The organism is Salinivibrio sp. IB868 (genome assembly GCF_001995655.1).
GTDB lineage: Bacteria > Pseudomonadota > Gammaproteobacteria > Enterobacterales > Vibrionaceae > Salinivibrio > Salinivibrio siamensis.
On the sequence record NZ_MUEW01000007.1, the window covers coordinates 47,807 to 64,841 of the forward strand.

Consider the following 17,035-nt stretch of genomic DNA (forward strand, 5'->3'; position numbering starts at 1 on the left):
TTGGCGTGCCATTTTCCTTACCTCGACCAGTGGCTTTGGTTACTGACGCAACGCTCGCTCGCCGCGTGCGATGCCAACCACACCGCTGCGTGCCACCTCAATGATCTCAGTGATCTCACCGACCGCGCGAATAAAGGCATCTAACTTGTCACTGTCACCCGTCAACTGTACGGTGTAGAGCGAGTGCGTCACATCCACAATCTGACCGCGGAAAATATCGGCGGTGCGTTTTACCTCCGCGCGGGCAAAGCCGCTGGCTTTCACCTTCACCAACGCCAGCTCGCGCTCAATATGATCGCTTTCAGTCACATTGCTTACTTTCAGCACATCAATCAGCTTGTGCAGGTGCTTTTCGATTTGCTCGCGGTCCGCGTCGCTCACCACCGAGGTGGTGATATTTAAGCGCGATAAGGTCGCATCATCGGTGGGTGACACCGTCAGTGATTCAATGTTGTAGCCACGCTGAGAGAATAAGCCCACCACGCGCGACAAGGCACCTGGCTCGTTTTCCATTAAAACCGATACAATACTGCGCATTAGGTTCTCTCCGTTTTGCTCAACCACATTTCATTCATCGCCCCACCGCGTACCTGCATCGGATAAACGTGCTCGGTTTCATCAACATTGATATCGACAAAGACCAAGCGATCTTTCATCGCTAAGGCTGCCTCTAAGCCCGCTTCCAGCTCGGACGGATGGCTAATGCGCATCCCCACATGACCATAAGCCTCTGTGATCGCAGCAAAGTCCGGCACCGAGTCCATATAAGAGTGCGAATGGCGGCCTTGGTAAATCATGTCCTGCCATTGTTTGACCATTCCGAGGAAACGGTTGTTGAGGTTGACGATCACCACCGGAATGTCGTATTGCAGTGCGGTGGACAGCTCCTGAATGTTCATTTGAATACTGCCATCACCGGTGACACACACCACCTGCGCGTCCGGCAGCGCAAACTTCACCCCCATGGCGGCGGGTAGCCCAAAGCCCATGGTGCCCAAGCCGCCGGAGTTAATCCAACGACGTGGTTTATCAAACGGATAATAGAGTGCCGCAAACATTTGATGCTGGCCGACGTCTGAGGTCACATACGCCTCGCCATGGGTGAGGCGATACAAGGTTTCAATCACTTGCTGGGGTTTAATCCGTTCAGGATCAGCGACATATTGCAGACATTGGCGCTCACGCCAAATCTGAATATTGTGCCACCAGGTGCTGATCGCATCGCTGTCGTTATTGCCACCTTGCTCCACCAGCAATTTGAGCATGCTATTTAATACCGCATCCGCCGAGCCGACGATGGGAATATCTGCGGCCACGGTTTTAGAAATGCTGGAAGGATCCACATCAATGTGCATGATGGTGGCATCGGGGCAGTATTTTTCTAGATTGTTGGTGGTACGATCGTCAAAACGAACACCAATACCAAAAATCAGATCGGCTTGGTGCATCGCCATGTTCGCTTCGTAGGTGCCATGCATGCCCAGCATGCCCAGCGCGTGATCATGGGTGCCGGGAAACGCCCCCAGGCCCATCAAGGTGCTAACGACGGGGATGTTTAGACTTTCTGACAACTGGCGAATTTGCTCGCCGCAGTCGGCCATGATGGCCCCACCACCGACGTATAGCACCGGCTTTTTCGCTGCCAGTAGCGCTTTTAAGCCACGTTTGATCTGACCTTTGTGCCCTGACGTGGTCGGGTTGTAAGAGCGCATACGCACACTGTCAGGATACTGATACGGATGCTTTTGCGCCGGATTCAGCATGTCTTTGGGGATGTCCACCACCACAGGGCCGGGACGTCCTGTCGCGGCAAGATAAAAAGCTTTTTTTACAATATTGGGAATATCTTCGGCGCGCTGGACTAAAAAGCTGTGTTTGACCACCGGGCGGGAGATCCCCACCATGTCACACTCTTGGAAGGCATCATTACCAATCAGGCCGCTCATGACTTGGCCAGAAAACACCACCATGGGGATCGAGTCCATATACGCGGTGGCAATGCCGGTAATGGCATTGGTTGCCCCTGGGCCTGACGTGACCAGAACCACGCCCACTTCCCCCGTGGCACGCGCATAACCATCGGCCATGTGTACCGCGGCTTGTTCGTGGCGCACCAACACATGGTCGATATCACTTTTTTCGTGTAATGCGTCGTAAATATCCAGTACCGACCCGCCTGGATAGCCAAAAATATGTTTTACGCCTTGATCGATCATGGAACGCACGATCATCTCGGCACCGGATAACATTTCCACTCTACGCCTCCCTGTTTGCATAGTTAGGACTTACTTTTAGCCTAATCCTGCCCCTTACTCTTGGATGTACTGGTGGTCACTCACCACGCGGACATCTGAACCAAATACTGGCGGTAAGGCGGCGTTAGATTGTCACTTGGCCTGCTTCGGATGAAGCTGCAATCAATGTAACGTTTTATTTGCAAAACTGTCTATTAGCTAATCAGTATTTACATTTTTAATCTAAATGTTGAGTGAATGTTGCTGGTTTACGCTGACCACGGGGGAAGAAATTGGAAACATCCACTATAAAATCGACACTTTGCCAGATTTGCTATTCAGGCGTGGGGAGGAAAAAGGGGGAAAAGGCATACAAATAACGAAAACAAAGGAAGATTCTCAGCCATGAGAAACCTTCCCCCGCTTTGATGCACCAGGACTAACGTTGATACATGGTGTCAATGTGATGTTGGTAACGTGAAAGGATCACTTTGCGGCGCAGTTTCATGGTCGGCGTGAGCTCGCCACTGTGCATGCAAAAGCCCTGTGGCAACAAGGTAAAGCGTTTGACTTGCTCAAATTTGGCCAATTCATGTTGTAAGCTCTGCAAACGCTTTTCAAACAAGGCCACGACATCGGCGTGTTTTAGCAGCTCTTTGCGATTTTGATATTCGATATTGGCCGCCCGCGCCCACTCTTCTAAGGCATCGAAGCAAGGCACAATCAAGGCCGATACAAAATGACGCGCCTCGGCCACCACCGCAATCTGATCGATAAAATGATCGCGCACCAAAGCGCCTTCCACCCGCTGTGGTGCGATGTACTTACCGCCTGAGGTTTTCATCAACTCTTTGATTCGGTCAGTGATAAATACGTTGCCCTTGGCATCAAGATACCCCGCATCGCCGGTTTTCAAAAAGCCATCCTCGGTAAAGGTGGCGGCAGTCGCATCAGGCTGATTAAAGTAACCCCGCATTACCATCGGCCCACGGACTTGAATTTCATCGTCCGTCCCAATTCGCACTTCTGCCCCTGGCATCGGATGGCCAATCGATTGGGGATCAAAGCGGGTATCGTCCCAGCAAGAAACCGTGGCGGTGGTTTCGGTCATGCCATAACCGAGCTTGACGTTAATGCCTATCGCGTGGAAAAACGCGCCGATATCAGGATCAAGACGCGCCCCACCGCACGGCATCAAACGCATCTTGCCACCTAGTAGCGCACGTAACTTACTGAGCACCAGCTTGTCGGCCAACGCCAATTGCCATTGCTGACACCAAGACGGAGACTGGCCGGTGCGTAATTGCGCAGCATGACGCTCACCTTGGCGCAGTGCCCATCGGAATAAATGCGGTTTAACGCCGGTGGCCCGACTGAGTTTGTCGTGGATAGCGCCATGGATTTTTTCATAAAAACGCGGTACCGCACACATTACCGTCGGTTTGACCTCGGCCAATGCATCACGCACCTGAAGCGGGTTGGAGAGATAGCAATTGACCGCCCCGCGGTGAAGGACGTAATAGCTCCATGCGCGCTCAAACACATGAGAAAGCGGCAAAAAGGCCAAAGAGACATCATCGGGGCTTAGTGCCAATACTTGATCGTGCACATCCAACTGCGCCGCCACATTGGCATAATCCAGCATCACCCCTTTCGGATCGCCCGTAGTACCGGAGGTATAAATCAAGGTGGTCAGATCGTCCATGCATCGTCCGTCAATGCGCGCGTCTAACTCGGCTTGATAGCCGCGATCGTCTTGCAATAGCCAGCTGGCCCAATCCCACACCTTGGGATGCGCGGGAACCGCCGTCTCTTGACTTAGGGCAACCACCCCTTTGACGTTGGGGCAGTGTTCAAGGGCAGCAACCGCGCTCTCCAGTTGTTCGTCACCGGCAAAAATCCACTGCACGTCTGCATCATTGATAATGTGTGCGGCTTGCTGGGCGGTGCTAGTTGCGTAAATCGGCACAGGTACGGCGCGAATTTGCAACGCGGCATAGTCCAACATTGCCCATTTTTCGCTGTTCGGCGCAAAAATGGCGACGGTTTGCTGCACCTGACAGCCAGCGTTGAGTAAGCAGCGTGACAGCTGATCGATGCGTTCGCCTAGCTGGCGCCAACTAATGCTTATCCATTGCGTGTCTTGTTGGAAGCGGATTGCTTCGCGTTCATTTTGGGCGGCAATCTGATCGCGAATGCGCGTGACGATATGGTTTTGGGTGTTCACGGAGTCTCTCTTGGCTCGCCGTTTGGCGAACACATGTACGCTCAATAATGACAGCGAGTTTACCGAGCGCACCATCAAACTCAAGAGAAATTGAGTGAATGCTCTAGCAAAAATGTAAAAACGTGATTCAGCCTTGTGGAAGCAGCTTATCGGCGCGCGCCGCACATCGCACTACCGAATCAAGCGTTGCAACCTGAGTGGGTGTGGATCCATGCGCATTGATGAGCGATTAAAGTCCAAAATCGACTCCTCAACCGTTTCTGGATAGTCAACCTGAGCCCATAGATGGTGAAACAGGCTACGTGTCTGACTTAACTCTCCTTTTACCAGCCACTCCGCCAATGCTTGAGCAACATCTGGGTACCCAATCGCGCCCACCGCCGGTGCCTGCAGCCATTCACGTACCGCGCTCGCATTCAAGCTATCCATACTGTGTGCTAGCCCAAGCTGAGAAAGTGTTGCGACATTACTCAACTGTTCAAACTGACCAGACAATGGCTTTAAAAGGAGCTTTTTCCCTAAACTTAATGCCTCCGATGGAAGCTCAAATCCCCCATTTGCGATCACGCCCTGGCACTGATGCAGCGCCGTGTGAAAGCTTTCTTTGCCTAAGGGCATTAGCGTAAGGTTTTCACGTTGGTAGGGGGCATTAACCTCGGGGTGAAAGCAGATAAAAGGTTGACTAAAGCGCAACAGCAGCTCACTGACTGCAGATAAAGATTCAAAGGGGAGATACACCAGCACCGCCCTCTCCGCAGTGGACGATGCCACCGCTTTATCCACCGGAGTGGTATCAATAATTGGGGGTAAAATCGGTTGGTTAAAGTGATACCAATGCAAGCCAATGGCATAGTCGGTTGGCGCAAAATAACGCATGATAATGCGATTGATCAGCGTTTCCCCATGTTTGGGCACCGCGTGAGAAAACGCCGCTTGGTGGCTGATGGCCACCGATGGCACCCCTTGCCGGCGCGCCGCCCACGCACTGATGGGTTCAAAATCAGAGATAACCTTATCGTAGCCTGATACATCAAGCTGGCGAATATCGCGTCGTAGCTGTGTAAAACGATTGTGTCGCGCGGTGGCTAACATATCAATTTTGCCATCACGGCTGACAAAGCTCATGCCGGTAAACGTGCGATAGTCACCAAATGGCGCCATGTCAAAATAACGCTCGGCTGGCCGCCCAGAAAAAACAAAATCGACCTCGACATCATATCCTGCCAAGGCACGAGCCATGGCGCGGGCTCGCGATATATGCCCGTTACCGGTTCCCTGAACACCGTATAAAAGCTTCATTAAATACCTGTTATTCCGTAAAGATCGAAAGTGATACTGTGTGCCAACGTCGCGCACAGCAGCCCTAACCCAGCGCCAACCACGATATCGCTCACAAAGTGCACGCCCAGTAACACGCGCGAAATACCGATTAGGCTGGCCCAGATGAACACCAAAAGGGTTAACGAAGGAAAAAAGGTGCTCAGCAATGAGGCCATCAGAAAAGCGGCGGCCGTGTGGCCTGATGGCATACTGTAAAGATCGGAAGGCGTGATAAAGGCAGGTAACTGCGAAGGACGTGCGCGCCGAAAGCTGCGTTTAAGTACCCAATAGATCGGGAGTTCGATGGCAAAAGCCGTCAATCCTGTGAGCAAAAACCAGAGCCCGACCGCCTCATGAAGCCACCATGCAGTAAAGCCAATCACCAGATAGAGTGGCCCGTCACCTGAACGGGAAACGGCACGGGCTATTTTCGCTGTGCCAGCGCTAAAGCGGTGAGATAAACACAGTGTCGACACCGTGTGGTCGAAGCGTTGAATCGCGGTAAAGCTTCTCATCCTGCCTCCCAATGCGGCGAGCTGATGGTTAAACTCTAGTCAGCCGGTATGACAGGTCGGTGACGTTATTGGGTCATCTCGATGAATTTACGTCGCCGCTTGAGCTCAGGCACGTTGGGACAAGTAAAAATAATGAAGACTGGACAAAGCCGCGCCAGAGCACAGTACAAAAATCTAACTTTTAGTTTTAAAACCAGTTTAATTAACCAGTTTTTTACCATTATATTGCGCAGAAAACGGGTTTTGTTTTTTTCAGATTGACGCTTTCCCCATCGCTCTGTTATTTCTGGTAACAGAATATTTACTGACGGACATCAGCATGACACTGTTTCACCTACGCCTCATCCTCCTCCTTATCGTGACCCAGTCGCGCGGGTAGGTTTTGGGCAGAAAACAGTGAATGCCAAATCTCAAAAACCCGCGCCAGACGCGGGTTTTTTTGTATCTAACGTCGCCAAAATAATATCAAGCGCCAATTAAAGAGCCCTTCAAGGCGGCCAAGCAAACACAACAGGGAGTCACCCATGAGCGAGAACAGCCAAGTCATTCTGTTTGATACCACCTTACGCGACGGCGAGCAGGCGCTGTCAGCAAGTTTAACCGTCAAAGAGAAATTGCAGATCGCCCAAGCCTTGGACCGCTTGAAGATAGACATTATTGAAGCCGGTTTTCCGGTCTCCTCACCGGGCGATTTTGAATCCGTGCGCACCATTGCCGAGCACATGCAACATGCACGTGTCTGTGCCTTGTCTCGCGCGGTTCCTAAAGACATAGATGTGGCCGCCGAATCCCTCAAAGCCGCTGACGCCTTTCGTATCCACACTTTTTTGTCCACCTCAACCATCCATGTCAAAGATAAGCTTCGCCGCAGCTACGATGACGTGGTCGAGATGGGGGTACGCGCCGTTAAGCATGCACGCCAATACACGGACGATGTGGAGTTTTCCTGCGAAGATGCCGGGCGCACCCCAATAGATAACTTGTGCCGTATGGTCGAAGCGGCGATTGATGCCGGTGCGACCACCGTCAATATCCCAGATACGGTGGGTTACACAGTGCCGAGTGAATTCGGCGATATCATTGCGACCTTGTTTAACCGCGTACCGAATATCGACAAAGCCGTGATCTCTGTCCATTGTCATGATGACTTAGGGATGTCGGTGGCCAACTCTATTGCCGCGGTTCAAGCCGGCGCTCGCCAAGTGGAAGGCACTATCAATGGCATCGGTGAACGTGCGGGGAACTGCGCGCTGGAAGAGATTGCGATGATCTTGAAAACCCGCGCTGACTTGTTAGGCGTAGAAACAGGATTGAACCACACCGAAATTGCCCGCACCAGCAAGTTAGTTAGTCAGCTTTGCAACATGCCAATCCAACCCAATAAAGCCGTGGTCGGTGCCAATGCCTTTAGCCACTCCTCCGGCATCCACCAAGATGGCATGCTGAAAAACAAAAACACCTACGAAATCATGACCCCAGAGTCGATTGGTTTGGGCAAAAAGGCGCTTAATCTGACCAGCCGTTCCGGCCGTGCCGCAGTGAAAAGCCACATGGATAACCTTGGCTACGACCAACAAGATTACGATTTAGACACCTTGTATCAATCTTTCTTGCAGCTGGCAGATCGTAAAGGTCAGGTGTTCGATTATGACTTAGAAGCCTTGATGTTCTTCAACAACCTCAAAGAAGAGGACGACTTCTACAAGCTGAACTATTTAGGCGTGCAATCCGGCAGCCTAATGGCGACCACCAGCATCAAGTTGCAATGTGGCGACGAAGAGAAACGCGAGGCGGCGATTGGTAACGGCCCCGTCGATGCCCTTTATCAGTGCATCTACCGCATTACCGGCTATGACATTGAACTGGATAAATTCGATCTGACCGCCAAAGGGGAAGGAGAAGATGGTCTCGGCCAAGCCGACATCATTGCTAACTACAAGGGCCGTAAATATCACGGCACCGGGGTGTCGACCGACATTATCGAAGCCTCAGGTGAAGCGCTACTGCATGTGATCAATGCCATTTATCGCGCCGACAAAATCGCCCAGATTAAGGAACAATCCCACTTAAAACAGGAGACAGTATAACCATGGCCAGCGCACATCAGATTGCTATTTTGCCCGGTGACGGTATCGGCCCCGAAGTCATGACGCAAGCCGAGAAGGTGCTTGATGCGGTTAGCGAGCGATTCTCACTCACTTTGGAACGTCACCACTATCCTGTGGGCGGTGCCGCGATTGATGCCCATGGCTCGCCGCTGCCCGCACAAACCTTGGCTGGGTGTGAAAAAGCCGATGCAATTTTATTTGGTTCAGTGGGCGGCCCAAAGTGGGAGCATTTACCGCCAACCGAGCAACCGGAGCGCGGTGCCTTGCTGCCATTGCGCAAACACTTTGGGCTGTTCTGTAACTTGCGTCCGGCACAAATCCACACTGGTCTCGAAGGCTTTTGCCCGCTGCGCGCCGACATTGCCGACAAAGGCTTTAACATCGTGGTGGTGCGAGAGCTAACCGGTGGGATTTACTTTGGTGAGCCCAAAGGACGTGAAGGTGAAGGCCGCGAGGAAAAAGCGTTTGATACGGAAGTTTATCATCGCTATGAAATTGAGCGTATCGCCCGCATTGCCTTCCAATCGGCTCAGTTGCGTAATAAGCAAGTGTGCTCAATCGATAAAGCCAATGTGTTGCAAAGCTCAATGCTATGGCGTGAAGTGGTGGAAGAGGTGGCCAAAGACTATCCGGATGTCCACTTGAGCCATATGTATATCGACAACGCCACCATGCAGCTGATTAAAGACCCGTCGCAATTTGATGTGATGCTGTGCTCGAATATTTTCGGTGACATCATCTCCGATGAGTGCGCAATGATCACCGGCTCAATGGGCATGCTGCCATCTGCGAGCTTGAACGCGAGTAAATTTGGTTTGTATGAGCCCGCCGGCGGCTCTGCGCCCGATATTGCGGGTAAAAATATCGCCAATCCAGTGGCGCAAATTCTCTCCGCCGCGCTAATGTTACGCTACTCGTTAGGCGAAGAAGACGCGGCCTGTGCGATTGAGCATGCGGTCAGCCAAGCACTGGCGGCCGGTGAGCTGACCGCTGATCTGGCGGGCAACCATCCTGCCCTCAGTACCGAACAAATGGGCGATCGTATCGCCGCCTATATCCGCCAAGGCGCAGAATAATTACCCGTAAGGATACGAGCTATGTCGAATGCAAACACCCAGCAAGGCGCCAAGACCTTGTACGAAAAAATTCATCAAGCCCATATTGTCACCGAGCAGCCCGGCGAAGCGCCGCTGCTGTATATCGACCGCCATTTGGTGCACGAAGTGACCTCACCACAAGCCTTTGATGGCCTGCGGGAAAAAGGGCGTCCGGTACGCCAAGTGAGTAAAACCTTCGCCACCATGGATCACAATGTCTCCACCGAAACCAAAGACATTAACGCGTCAGGAGAAATGGCGCGTATCCAAATGGAAACACTGGCCAAAAACTGCGAAGAGTTCGGTGTCACCCTGTATGACTTGAATCACCCTTACCAAGGCATTGTGCATGTGATGGGCCCCGAGCTTGGTATTACCCTGCCCGGCACCACCATCGTCTGTGGTGACTCCCACACCGCAACCCACGGCGCTTTTGGTGCACTGGCCTTTGGCATTGGTACCTCAGAAGTCGAGCACGTGCTGGCCACCCAAACGCTCAAGCAATCCCGCGCCCGCACGATGAAAATTGAAGTCACGGGCAAAACCGCCCCCGGGATCACTGCCAAAGATATTGTCCTAGCCATTATTGGCAAGGTCGGTCATGCCGGCGGTACCGGGCATGTGGTGGAGTTTTGTGGGGACGCCATTACGGCCTTGTCGATGGAAGGGCGAATGACGGTCTGCAACATGGCCATCGAATTAGGCGCAAAAGCTGGCCTGATCGCGCCGGATGACACCACCTTTGCCTACTTAAAAGACAAGAAATTTGCCCCTAAAGGCGAGCAATGGCAGCAAGCCGTCGCGTATTGGCAAACCTTGCACTCAGATGCCGATGCACAGTTTGATCGCGTGGTCACTCTCGATGGCAGTCAAATCCATCATCAGGTGACCTGGGGCACCAACCCCGGCCAAGTGGTCAGTGTGCATGATACTGTGCCCGCCCCTGAGACAATGAGCGATCCGATTGAGCGCCACTCAGCAGAACGTGCGTTAAAATACATGGGACTGACACCTGGACAAGCCATTAACCAAATCAGCATTGATAAGGTTTTTATCGGCTCTTGTACCAACTCACGGATTGAAGACATGCGCGCAGCCGCCGCGGTCGCTAAAGGGCGGCGTGTGGCAGAGGGTGTGCATGCCATGGTGGTACCTGGCTCTGAGCAGGTGCGCGCCCAAGCAGAGCAAGAAGGGCTGGATGTGATTTTCCGTGACGCTGGCTTTGAGTGGCGCTTGCCCGGCTGCTCGATGTGCTTGGCGATGAATAACGATCGCTTAGGCCCCAAAGAGCGCTGCGCCTCCACCAGCAACCGTAACTTTGAAGGCCGCCAAGGCCGTGAAGGTCGCACCCACTTGGTCAGCCCTGCGATGGCCGCCGCCGCTGCTATCGCCGGTCATTTTGTCGACGTTAACCAATTATAAGGAGGCCTTATGTCAGGCATACACACTCACACCGGCATTGTTGCCCCATTGGATGCGGCGAACGTCGATACCGACGCGATTATCCCTAAACAGTTTTTGCAAAAAGTCACCCGTACTGGCTTTGGTCAGCACCTTTTTCACGATTGGCGCTTTTTAGACGATGCGGGTAACCAGCCTAACCCCGAGTTTGTGCTCAATCAAGCGCGCTACCAAGGGGCGAGCGTGTTACTCACCCGCGAAAACTTTGGCTGTGGCTCATCCCGCGAACATGCTCCCTGGGCGCTGGATGATTACGGCTTTAAAGTGATTATCGCTCCCAGTTTTGCCGATATTTTCTATGGCAACTGCATCAATAACCAAATGGTGCCGGTGACCCTTGAAGAAGGCCAAATCGATGCTTTATTTGCGTATGTGGACGAAAATGAAGGCGCAACGGTAACCCTGGATTTGCCCGCCCAAACCATCCGTGCCGGTGAACACTGCTTTAGCTTCCAGATGGATGATTTTCGCCGTCATTGCTTGTTGGAGGGGTTAGATAGCATTGGCCTCACGCTTCAGCACGACGCTGACATCTCGCGCTTTGAGCAGCGCATCCCGGACTTTTTGTCGTAAGTCCCTGCTTTAGCCCACGCCACCAATAAGCGCGATCTTCTTCGCGCTTATTGGTCCCCCCCACTTTTTTCCATTCACCATGAAACCAACAACGCATTCGCTTGGTCTAGTCTGAAAAGAAGGCTTGCTGAAAATAAGGACGGGCAATGCAAAAACGTTTAATACTTCTATTCTGTTTGGTTTTTCCGCTGTTTAGCCAAGCGGCCCCCAAAGTAGAGTATTGGGCGATGTGGGATGCGCATAACCCTGACAGCCAGGCGACCTTCACACATCACAGCTGGCAAGTATTACTGGATAAGTATTTGCAACCTCAGGGGCAGCACACCTTATTTAACTATGCGGCGGTCACCGAGGCTGACAAGAAGGCTCTCGATCATTACATCCGCATGCTCACCGCGCGCGACCCTCGCACGCTGACCAAAAACGAGCAATACGCGTATTGGGTCAACCTTTACAATGCGGTCACGGTGACGCTGATTTTGGAGGCCTATCCAGTCCGTTCGATCACCAAACTCGGTGGGTTATTTAGCTTTGGGCCTTGGGATGATGAAGTGGTCACGGTGGCAGGTGAGCCGCTTACCTTGAATGATATTGAGCACCGTATTCTGCGCCCGCTATGGCAAGACCCGCGTACCCACTATGCAGTCAATTGTGCCAGTTTAGGCTGCCCAAACCTGCAACCCAAGGCCTTCCAAGCAAACGCGCTTGAGGCGCAGCTCGAGCAAGCCGCCTACACCTTTATTAACAGTGACAAAGGCGTAAGTCAGCAAGGCAATCAGTGGCGGCTTTCTTCTATCTATAAGTGGTTTGAGGCTGACTTTGGTGGCGATAAGCAAGGCGTGATCGCTCACATAAACCAGTATCGCGATATTCCATTGCCACAAGAGGTAACATTGGAATACGACTACAACTGGGACCTTAACCAACTCGGCAACTAAAAGGCTTGGTTAACCCTAAGCCAATCAGTACAATGGCCTCGTACTCATTGGGGAGCCTCACGGCTGAGATTGCGCACCGCGCTAGACCCATCGAACCTGATCCAGCTAACACTGGCGTAGGGATTGAGACTTGATGTTGCCATCAACTTGCCTCAACACCCACGCCCAACTTAGGAGCGTGCTGTGAAAGTTTTTACCTCTGTTCTCACTCTGGTTGCTTTATCGCTATTATCACTGGGTGCCCGTGCCGCGGACCCACTGACCGTGTACACCTATGACTCCTTTATTGCTGAATGGGGAGCAGGGCCTAAAATTAAGGCGAAGTTTGAACAGCAATGCGATTGCCAACTTGAATTCGTCTCTCTTGATGATGGCGCCGCCTTGCTCAATCGCCTGCGCATTGAAGGGGAAACCACCAAAGCCGATATCGTGCTGGGTATGGATACCAATTTAATGAAAGAAGCCGAGCGTAGCGGCATTGTCGCCGAGCACGCGGTCAATACTAAGCGCCTGCAAGTGCCTGGTGGTTGGGATAACAACTACTTTATCCCCTACGATTACGGCTACTTTGCCTTTGTGTATGACACCACGCGTTTACTCGATCCGCCCAAAAGCCTCAAAGCCTTGATTGAGGAGCGTGACGACATCAGTGTGATTTACCAAGATCCGCGCGTATCAACAGTGGGCCAAGGCTTAATGCTTTGGATCCAAAAAGTGTATGGCGACAACAATCAACAAGCATGGCGCGAATTGGCTGACAACACCATCACAGTGACCAAAGGTTGGACCGAAGCGTACAACATGTTCCTTAACAAAGAAGCCGACATGGTGCTTTCTTACACCACCTCGCCAGCCTATCACCTGGTTGCCGATGATGACGACCGCTTTGCCGCCGCCATGTTTGAAGAAGGTCACTACATGCAAATCGAAGTGGCCGCTAAATCAGCCTATACCGATCAACCGGAACGTGCAGACGCGTTTTTACAATTTATGCTCAGTGATGCGGCTCAGTCTGTGATCCCAACCACTCAGTGGATGTACCCGGTTACTGATGTCAACTTACCTGACGCTTTTTATACCTTAGACAAGCCGGAAGAAAGCTTGCTATATCAACCTGATGAAGTGATGGGTAACCGCCAACAATGGGTACGTGATTGGCAAACGGCGTTGGTTGAATAACCTTCATGCTCAACCCCTCTCGAACCTGGCCGGGCAGTATGGCGGCCAGCCTGGTTGTGGCTTTGATTGGCAGCGCGCTATGGGCGCTGTTCTCTCACAGCCACGACCTAGCGCTCACCGCGTTGTGGCAAGATACCTATCTGCGCCATGTCACCTACTTTAGCTTTAAGCAGGCCACTTTATCTGTGGTGCTCAGCGTTGGGCTTGCGATACCCGTCGCCCACGCACTGTCTCGCCGACAGTTTCCAGCCAAGGCATGGCTACTTAAGCTATTCGCCATGACCTTAGTACTACCGGTATTGGTGGGTGTGTTTGGCTTGGTTGCCATCTATGGCCGCAGCGGCTGGATTGCGCAAGCCTTTGCGCATTTTGATGTGGCTATGCCGTTTTCTATTTATGGCTTAAGCGGCATTTTGCTCGCTCATGTGTTTTTTAATCTGCCTTTTTCTGCCCAACTCATGGTGCAAGCTTTAGAGGGGATCCCCGCTGATCAGCGTCGTCTCGCTACCCAGTTAGGACTTAAGGGCTGGCAACGTTTTAAGCACCTAGAATGGCCGTATTTACGCCAAAGCTTGCCCCATATCATCGGGCTAGTGTTTATGTTGTGCTTTACCAGCTTCGCCACCGTGATGGCACTGGGTGGCGGACCGAAAGCTACCACAATAGAGTTGGCCATTTACCAAGCCATTCATTTTGATTTCGATTTACAAACAGGTGCTGTCCTTGCGCTGTGGCAAATGCTGTTGTGTGGCGCCATCGCATTTACCGTGCAAACGTTAACGCGCCCGCTGCCGAGTACGCCCAGTGAAGTACTGCCTCTTCCCGCCTCTTTGGATAGCCGTGCTGCCAAATGCTGGGACAGTCTATGGATTGGTCTCGTTTTGCTACTGGTGTTACCACCACTGGGTGTGGTGATTGCTCGGGGGCTGAATCCCAGCGCATTAGCTGTGCTCAGCGATAGCGCACTGTGGCAGGCAACACTGCACTCACTGGCCATTGCCTTTGGGGCAACCAGCTTTGCCTTTGTGCTCGCAGCCGCAGTGATCCTCGCTAGCCGCCACTGGCGGTTGCATGGGCGCAAAAAACAGGCGGATGGGATAGAAACCCTCGGGGCGATTATTTTGGTGGTACCGAGTATTGTCCTCAGTACCGGGCTTTTTTTGCTGTTTCGCCAATTTAGCGACGTATTCAGCTTGGCGCTGTGGCTGGTGATGGCCGTGAACGCCCTGATGGCCCTGCCTTATCTCATCAAAGTACTAAGTGCTCCCGCGTTTCAAGTTGCCCAGTCTTACCATAATCTGTGCGCCACCTTAGGCGTAAGGGGCATCACCCGTTTACGTCTGATTGAGTGGGACTGTTTACGTGCACCTATTGCACGCGGTGTCGCAGTGAGTTTTGTGTTATCGATGGGCGATCTCAGTGCGATTGCCCTATTTGGCAGCCAAAACTTTCAAACTCTGCCCCTGTATTTATTCCGCTTAATGGGCAGTTACCAAATGGAAGCCGGCGCTGCCGCGGCGATGCTGTTACTGCTCACAAGTTTGGGGTGTTATGCCCTGCTTACGCGCCTTATTCAATGGAGACAAGCATGCTGACGCTTTCTAGTGTCCACTATCGTTACCAGCAAGATTGGATGACCTTTGATGCCAAAATAGCGCCGGGGGAGATTGTGGCTGTGCTCGGCCCCAGCGGCGCGGGTAAGAGCACCTTATTATCCTTGATTGCCGGATTGATTGCCCCAGATAGTGGCGAGATTGCTATTAATGGCAAGCCAGTGACAACAACCCCAGCGCACCAACGCCCCTTGTCTATCTTGTTTCAAGAGCACAACGTCTTTACCCATTTGTCGGTATTCGACAATATGGCGATAGGTTTATCACCATCACTGAAGCTAACCGCCTCCCAGCGTGACAGCATCCACCGTGCGGCCCACGCCGTCGGTTTAACAGACTATCTGTCACGTCTACCTGGGCAACTGTCGGGCGGCCAACGCCAGCGCATCGCGTTGGGTAGAAGCATCGCACGCAACCAACCCTTATTGTTGCTCGATGAGCCCTTTTCGGCACTCGATCCTGCGCTAAAAAAGGACATGCTGGCACTGGTCAAGCGTACCGCCCAAGAGCAAGGCACAACGGTGGTGATGGTGACTCACCATCCCGAAGACGCCCAAGCCATCGCCTCTGAGTTTCTTTATTTGGATAACGGGCAAGTCCGCCTGCATTGTCCTGTCGAAACCCTCGAGACCCCACCCGCGATAATGCAAGGTTACATGGGCAAGACGGACGAAGAGTGATGGGTGGCGCCACTTGGATTGACTTCTATACTAAGGAAAACACGGAAGATTCCAAGGAGGCGCCCAGTGGCCGCCAGCAGCATAAAAATCCTCGACTCCATTGTCGATTTCACCGCTAAAACAGAAGTCGACGCGATCACCAAAAGCTTGCTGACCTCAATGACCGAGCTTACCCCAATAAGCGAGGTTGTGCTGCTCGATTACTGCGGTGACATGCAGCCTGCCTTTACCGTACTCGGCACCAACGACAATAGTGCCTTTCAGCAAGAAAACATTCATCAAATTGATGCCCTGCTTGATGAGTGCCTGGCGACACAAGCGGTCACTCAACACTACGCCAATGATCATGTATTGATTGCCGTTCCCATTTATTACGAGAAAGAAGAAGGTGTCAGCGGGGTTTTATGCGGTCGCGCCAAAAGCCTTAGCAAGGACCAACGCGCACTCGTCGCTGGACTAACGCGTATCTATGAAAACTATCAGCAGATTATCATGGCCAGTGAGCGTGATAGTTTCACCAGCTTATTTAATCGCAAAGTCCTCTCTAAAAAGCTGGATCTTATTTGTGATCGCTTAGCGCAAAGTGAGCCTTCCCCTGCCAGTGAAAATGGCAGCGCCCTGGTTCCTTGGGTGTGTATCTTCGATGTTGATCACTTTAAGCAAATTAATGATAACTTTGGCCATGTTTTCGGTGACGAGGTCATCTTGTTACTTGCCTCGCTGATGCGCCAGACTTTTTCTTCACAAGACACCTTGTTCCGGTATGGCGGCGATGAATTTGTGGTGCTGTTTCAGCCGTGTACTCGCGCCATGGCAGAGCAAAAAGCCAATACTTTTATTGCTAATGTCAACGCGCGTGATTTTGGTGCCGCCCAAACCGTGACGATTTCCATGGGGGCAACGCAGATTGAGCGAGGGCAACTGAGCACCAGCACCATCTTAGGCAATGCCGACCAGGCGCTCTATCACGCCAAACAAAACGGCCGTAATCAGGTCGCTTTTTATGATGACTTACTGCAATCTGGGGTGATAAAAACCTTTGTCGCCGAGGACGATGTTGAATTGTTTTAGCTCATGGATAAAGGTGACA

The 17,035-nt window shown here is 52.2% G+C and carries 14 protein-coding genes and 1 riboswitch; of the genes, 9 read left to right on the plus strand and 5 right to left on the minus strand.

Features of this window, described 5'->3' with window-relative positions; genetic code table 11:
- Positions 1 to 39: 39 nt before the first annotated feature.
- The 5 genes from ilvN to BZG20_RS09035 all read right to left on the minus strand — a co-directional run bounded on the left by ilvN (position 40) and on the right by BZG20_RS09035 (position 6,296).
- Complete coding sequence (gene ilvN, locus BZG20_RS09015) at positions 40 to 537, minus strand: acetolactate synthase small subunit (RefSeq protein ID WP_046074256.1); 498 nt, start codon at positions 535 to 537, stop codon at positions 40 to 42.
- Positions 537 to 2,255, minus strand: a complete 1,719-nt coding sequence (locus BZG20_RS09020) for an acetolactate synthase 3 large subunit (RefSeq protein WP_077578790.1) — start codon at positions 2,253 to 2,255, stop codon at positions 537 to 539. Before BZG20_RS09020 ends, ilvN begins: the two co-directional genes overlap by 1 nt.
- A gap of 418 nt (positions 2,256 to 2,673) precedes the next feature.
- The gene (locus tag BZG20_RS09025; RefSeq protein ID WP_108743423.1) at positions 2,674 to 4,461 is read right to left on the minus strand and encodes a long-chain fatty acid--CoA ligase; all 1,788 of its coding nucleotides are present in this window, start codon (positions 4,459 to 4,461) and stop codon (positions 2,674 to 2,676) included.
- Between the two features lie 171 nt (positions 4,462 to 4,632).
- Complete coding sequence (locus tag BZG20_RS09030; protein ID WP_046074259.1) at positions 4,633 to 5,760, minus strand: MJ1255/VC2487 family glycosyltransferase; 1,128 nt, start codon at positions 5,758 to 5,760, stop codon at positions 4,633 to 4,635.
- On the minus strand, positions 5,760 to 6,296 hold the full coding sequence (locus BZG20_RS09035) for a phosphatase PAP2 family protein (protein ID WP_046074260.1): 537 nt from the start codon (positions 6,294 to 6,296) through the stop codon (positions 5,760 to 5,762). Before BZG20_RS09035 ends, BZG20_RS09030 begins: the two co-directional genes overlap by 1 nt.
- Positions 6,297 to 6,820: 524 nt before the next feature.
- Here BZG20_RS09035 and leuA point away from each other — a divergent pair.
- From leuA to BZG20_RS09080, 9 genes are all read left to right on the plus strand, one after another.
- The gene (leuA, locus tag BZG20_RS09040) at positions 6,821 to 8,383 is read left to right on the plus strand and encodes a 2-isopropylmalate synthase (RefSeq protein ID WP_046074261.1); all 1,563 of its coding nucleotides are present in this window, start codon (positions 6,821 to 6,823) and stop codon (positions 8,381 to 8,383) included.
- 2 nt (positions 8,384 to 8,385) lie between these two features.
- Positions 8,386 to 9,480, plus strand: a complete 1,095-nt coding sequence (gene leuB / locus BZG20_RS09045; RefSeq protein WP_046074262.1) for a 3-isopropylmalate dehydrogenase — start codon at positions 8,386 to 8,388, stop codon at positions 9,478 to 9,480.
- Between the two features lie 21 nt (positions 9,481 to 9,501).
- A complete protein-coding gene (gene leuC / locus BZG20_RS09050) occupies positions 9,502 to 10,923 on the plus strand; it encodes a 3-isopropylmalate dehydratase large subunit (RefSeq protein ID WP_077578792.1) in 1,422 nt (473 codons plus the stop codon).
- Between the two features lie 9 nt (positions 10,924 to 10,932).
- Entirely contained in the window at positions 10,933 to 11,535 is a 603-nt protein-coding gene (gene leuD, locus BZG20_RS09055; RefSeq protein ID WP_077578793.1) for a 3-isopropylmalate dehydratase small subunit, read from the plus strand.
- A gap of 146 nt (positions 11,536 to 11,681) precedes the next feature.
- On the plus strand, positions 11,682 to 12,473 hold the full coding sequence (locus tag BZG20_RS09060) for a DUF547 domain-containing protein (RefSeq protein WP_077578794.1): 792 nt from the start codon (positions 11,682 to 11,684) through the stop codon (positions 12,471 to 12,473).
- Between the two features lie 38 nt (positions 12,474 to 12,511).
- Positions 12,512 to 12,613, plus strand: a riboswitch (TPP riboswitch).
- A 43-nt stretch (positions 12,614 to 12,656) separates the two neighbouring features.
- Positions 12,657 to 13,652: a thiamine ABC transporter substrate binding subunit gene (gene thiB, locus BZG20_RS09065; RefSeq protein ID WP_077578795.1), complete on the plus strand. Its 996-nt coding sequence runs from the start codon at positions 12,657 to 12,659 to the stop codon at positions 13,650 to 13,652.
- A gap of 5 nt (positions 13,653 to 13,657) precedes the next feature.
- On the plus strand, positions 13,658 to 15,247 hold the full coding sequence (thiP, locus tag BZG20_RS09070; RefSeq protein WP_077578796.1) for a thiamine/thiamine pyrophosphate ABC transporter permease: 1,590 nt from the start codon (positions 13,658 to 13,660) through the stop codon (positions 15,245 to 15,247).
- Positions 15,241 to 15,945: a thiamine ABC transporter ATP-binding protein gene (gene thiQ / locus BZG20_RS09075; RefSeq protein ID WP_077578797.1), complete on the plus strand. Its 705-nt coding sequence runs from the start codon at positions 15,241 to 15,243 to the stop codon at positions 15,943 to 15,945. The genes thiP and thiQ overlap by 7 nt, the downstream gene beginning before the upstream one ends.
- Before the next feature lie 66 nt (positions 15,946 to 16,011).
- A complete protein-coding gene (locus BZG20_RS09080; protein WP_077578798.1) occupies positions 16,012 to 17,016 on the plus strand; it encodes a GGDEF domain-containing protein in 1,005 nt (334 codons plus the stop codon).
- Positions 17,017 to 17,035 lie beyond the last annotated feature (19 nt).

What these genes read in the sequence shown, in the direction of transcription:
- ilvN (WP_046074256.1), bottom strand. Translation starts at nt 537, where the DNA reads ATGCGCAGTATTGTATCGGTTTTAATGGAAAACGAGCCAGGTGCCTTG.
- BZG20_RS09030 (WP_046074259.1), bottom strand. Translation starts at nt 5,760, where the DNA reads ATGAAGCTTTTATACGGTGTTCAGGGAACCGGTAACGGGCATATATCG.
- BZG20_RS09035 (WP_046074260.1), bottom strand. Translation starts at nt 6,296, where the DNA reads ATGAGAAGCTTTACCGCGATTCAACGCTTCGACCACACGGTGTCGACA.
- leuA (WP_046074261.1), top strand. Translation starts at nt 6,821, where the DNA reads ATGAGCGAGAACAGCCAAGTCATTCTGTTTGATACCACCTTACGCGAC.
- leuB (WP_046074262.1), top strand. Translation starts at nt 8,386, where the DNA reads ATGGCCAGCGCACATCAGATTGCTATTTTGCCCGGTGACGGTATCGGC.
- leuC (WP_077578792.1), top strand. Translation starts at nt 9,502, where the DNA reads ATGTCGAATGCAAACACCCAGCAAGGCGCCAAGACCTTGTACGAAAAA.
- leuD (WP_077578793.1), top strand. Translation starts at nt 10,933, where the DNA reads ATGTCAGGCATACACACTCACACCGGCATTGTTGCCCCATTGGATGCG.
- BZG20_RS09060 (WP_077578794.1), top strand. Translation starts at nt 11,682, where the DNA reads ATGCAAAAACGTTTAATACTTCTATTCTGTTTGGTTTTTCCGCTGTTT.
- thiP (WP_077578796.1), top strand. Translation starts at nt 13,658, where the DNA reads ATGCTCAACCCCTCTCGAACCTGGCCGGGCAGTATGGCGGCCAGCCTG.
- thiQ (WP_077578797.1), top strand. Translation starts at nt 15,241, where the DNA reads ATGCTGACGCTTTCTAGTGTCCACTATCGTTACCAGCAAGATTGGATG.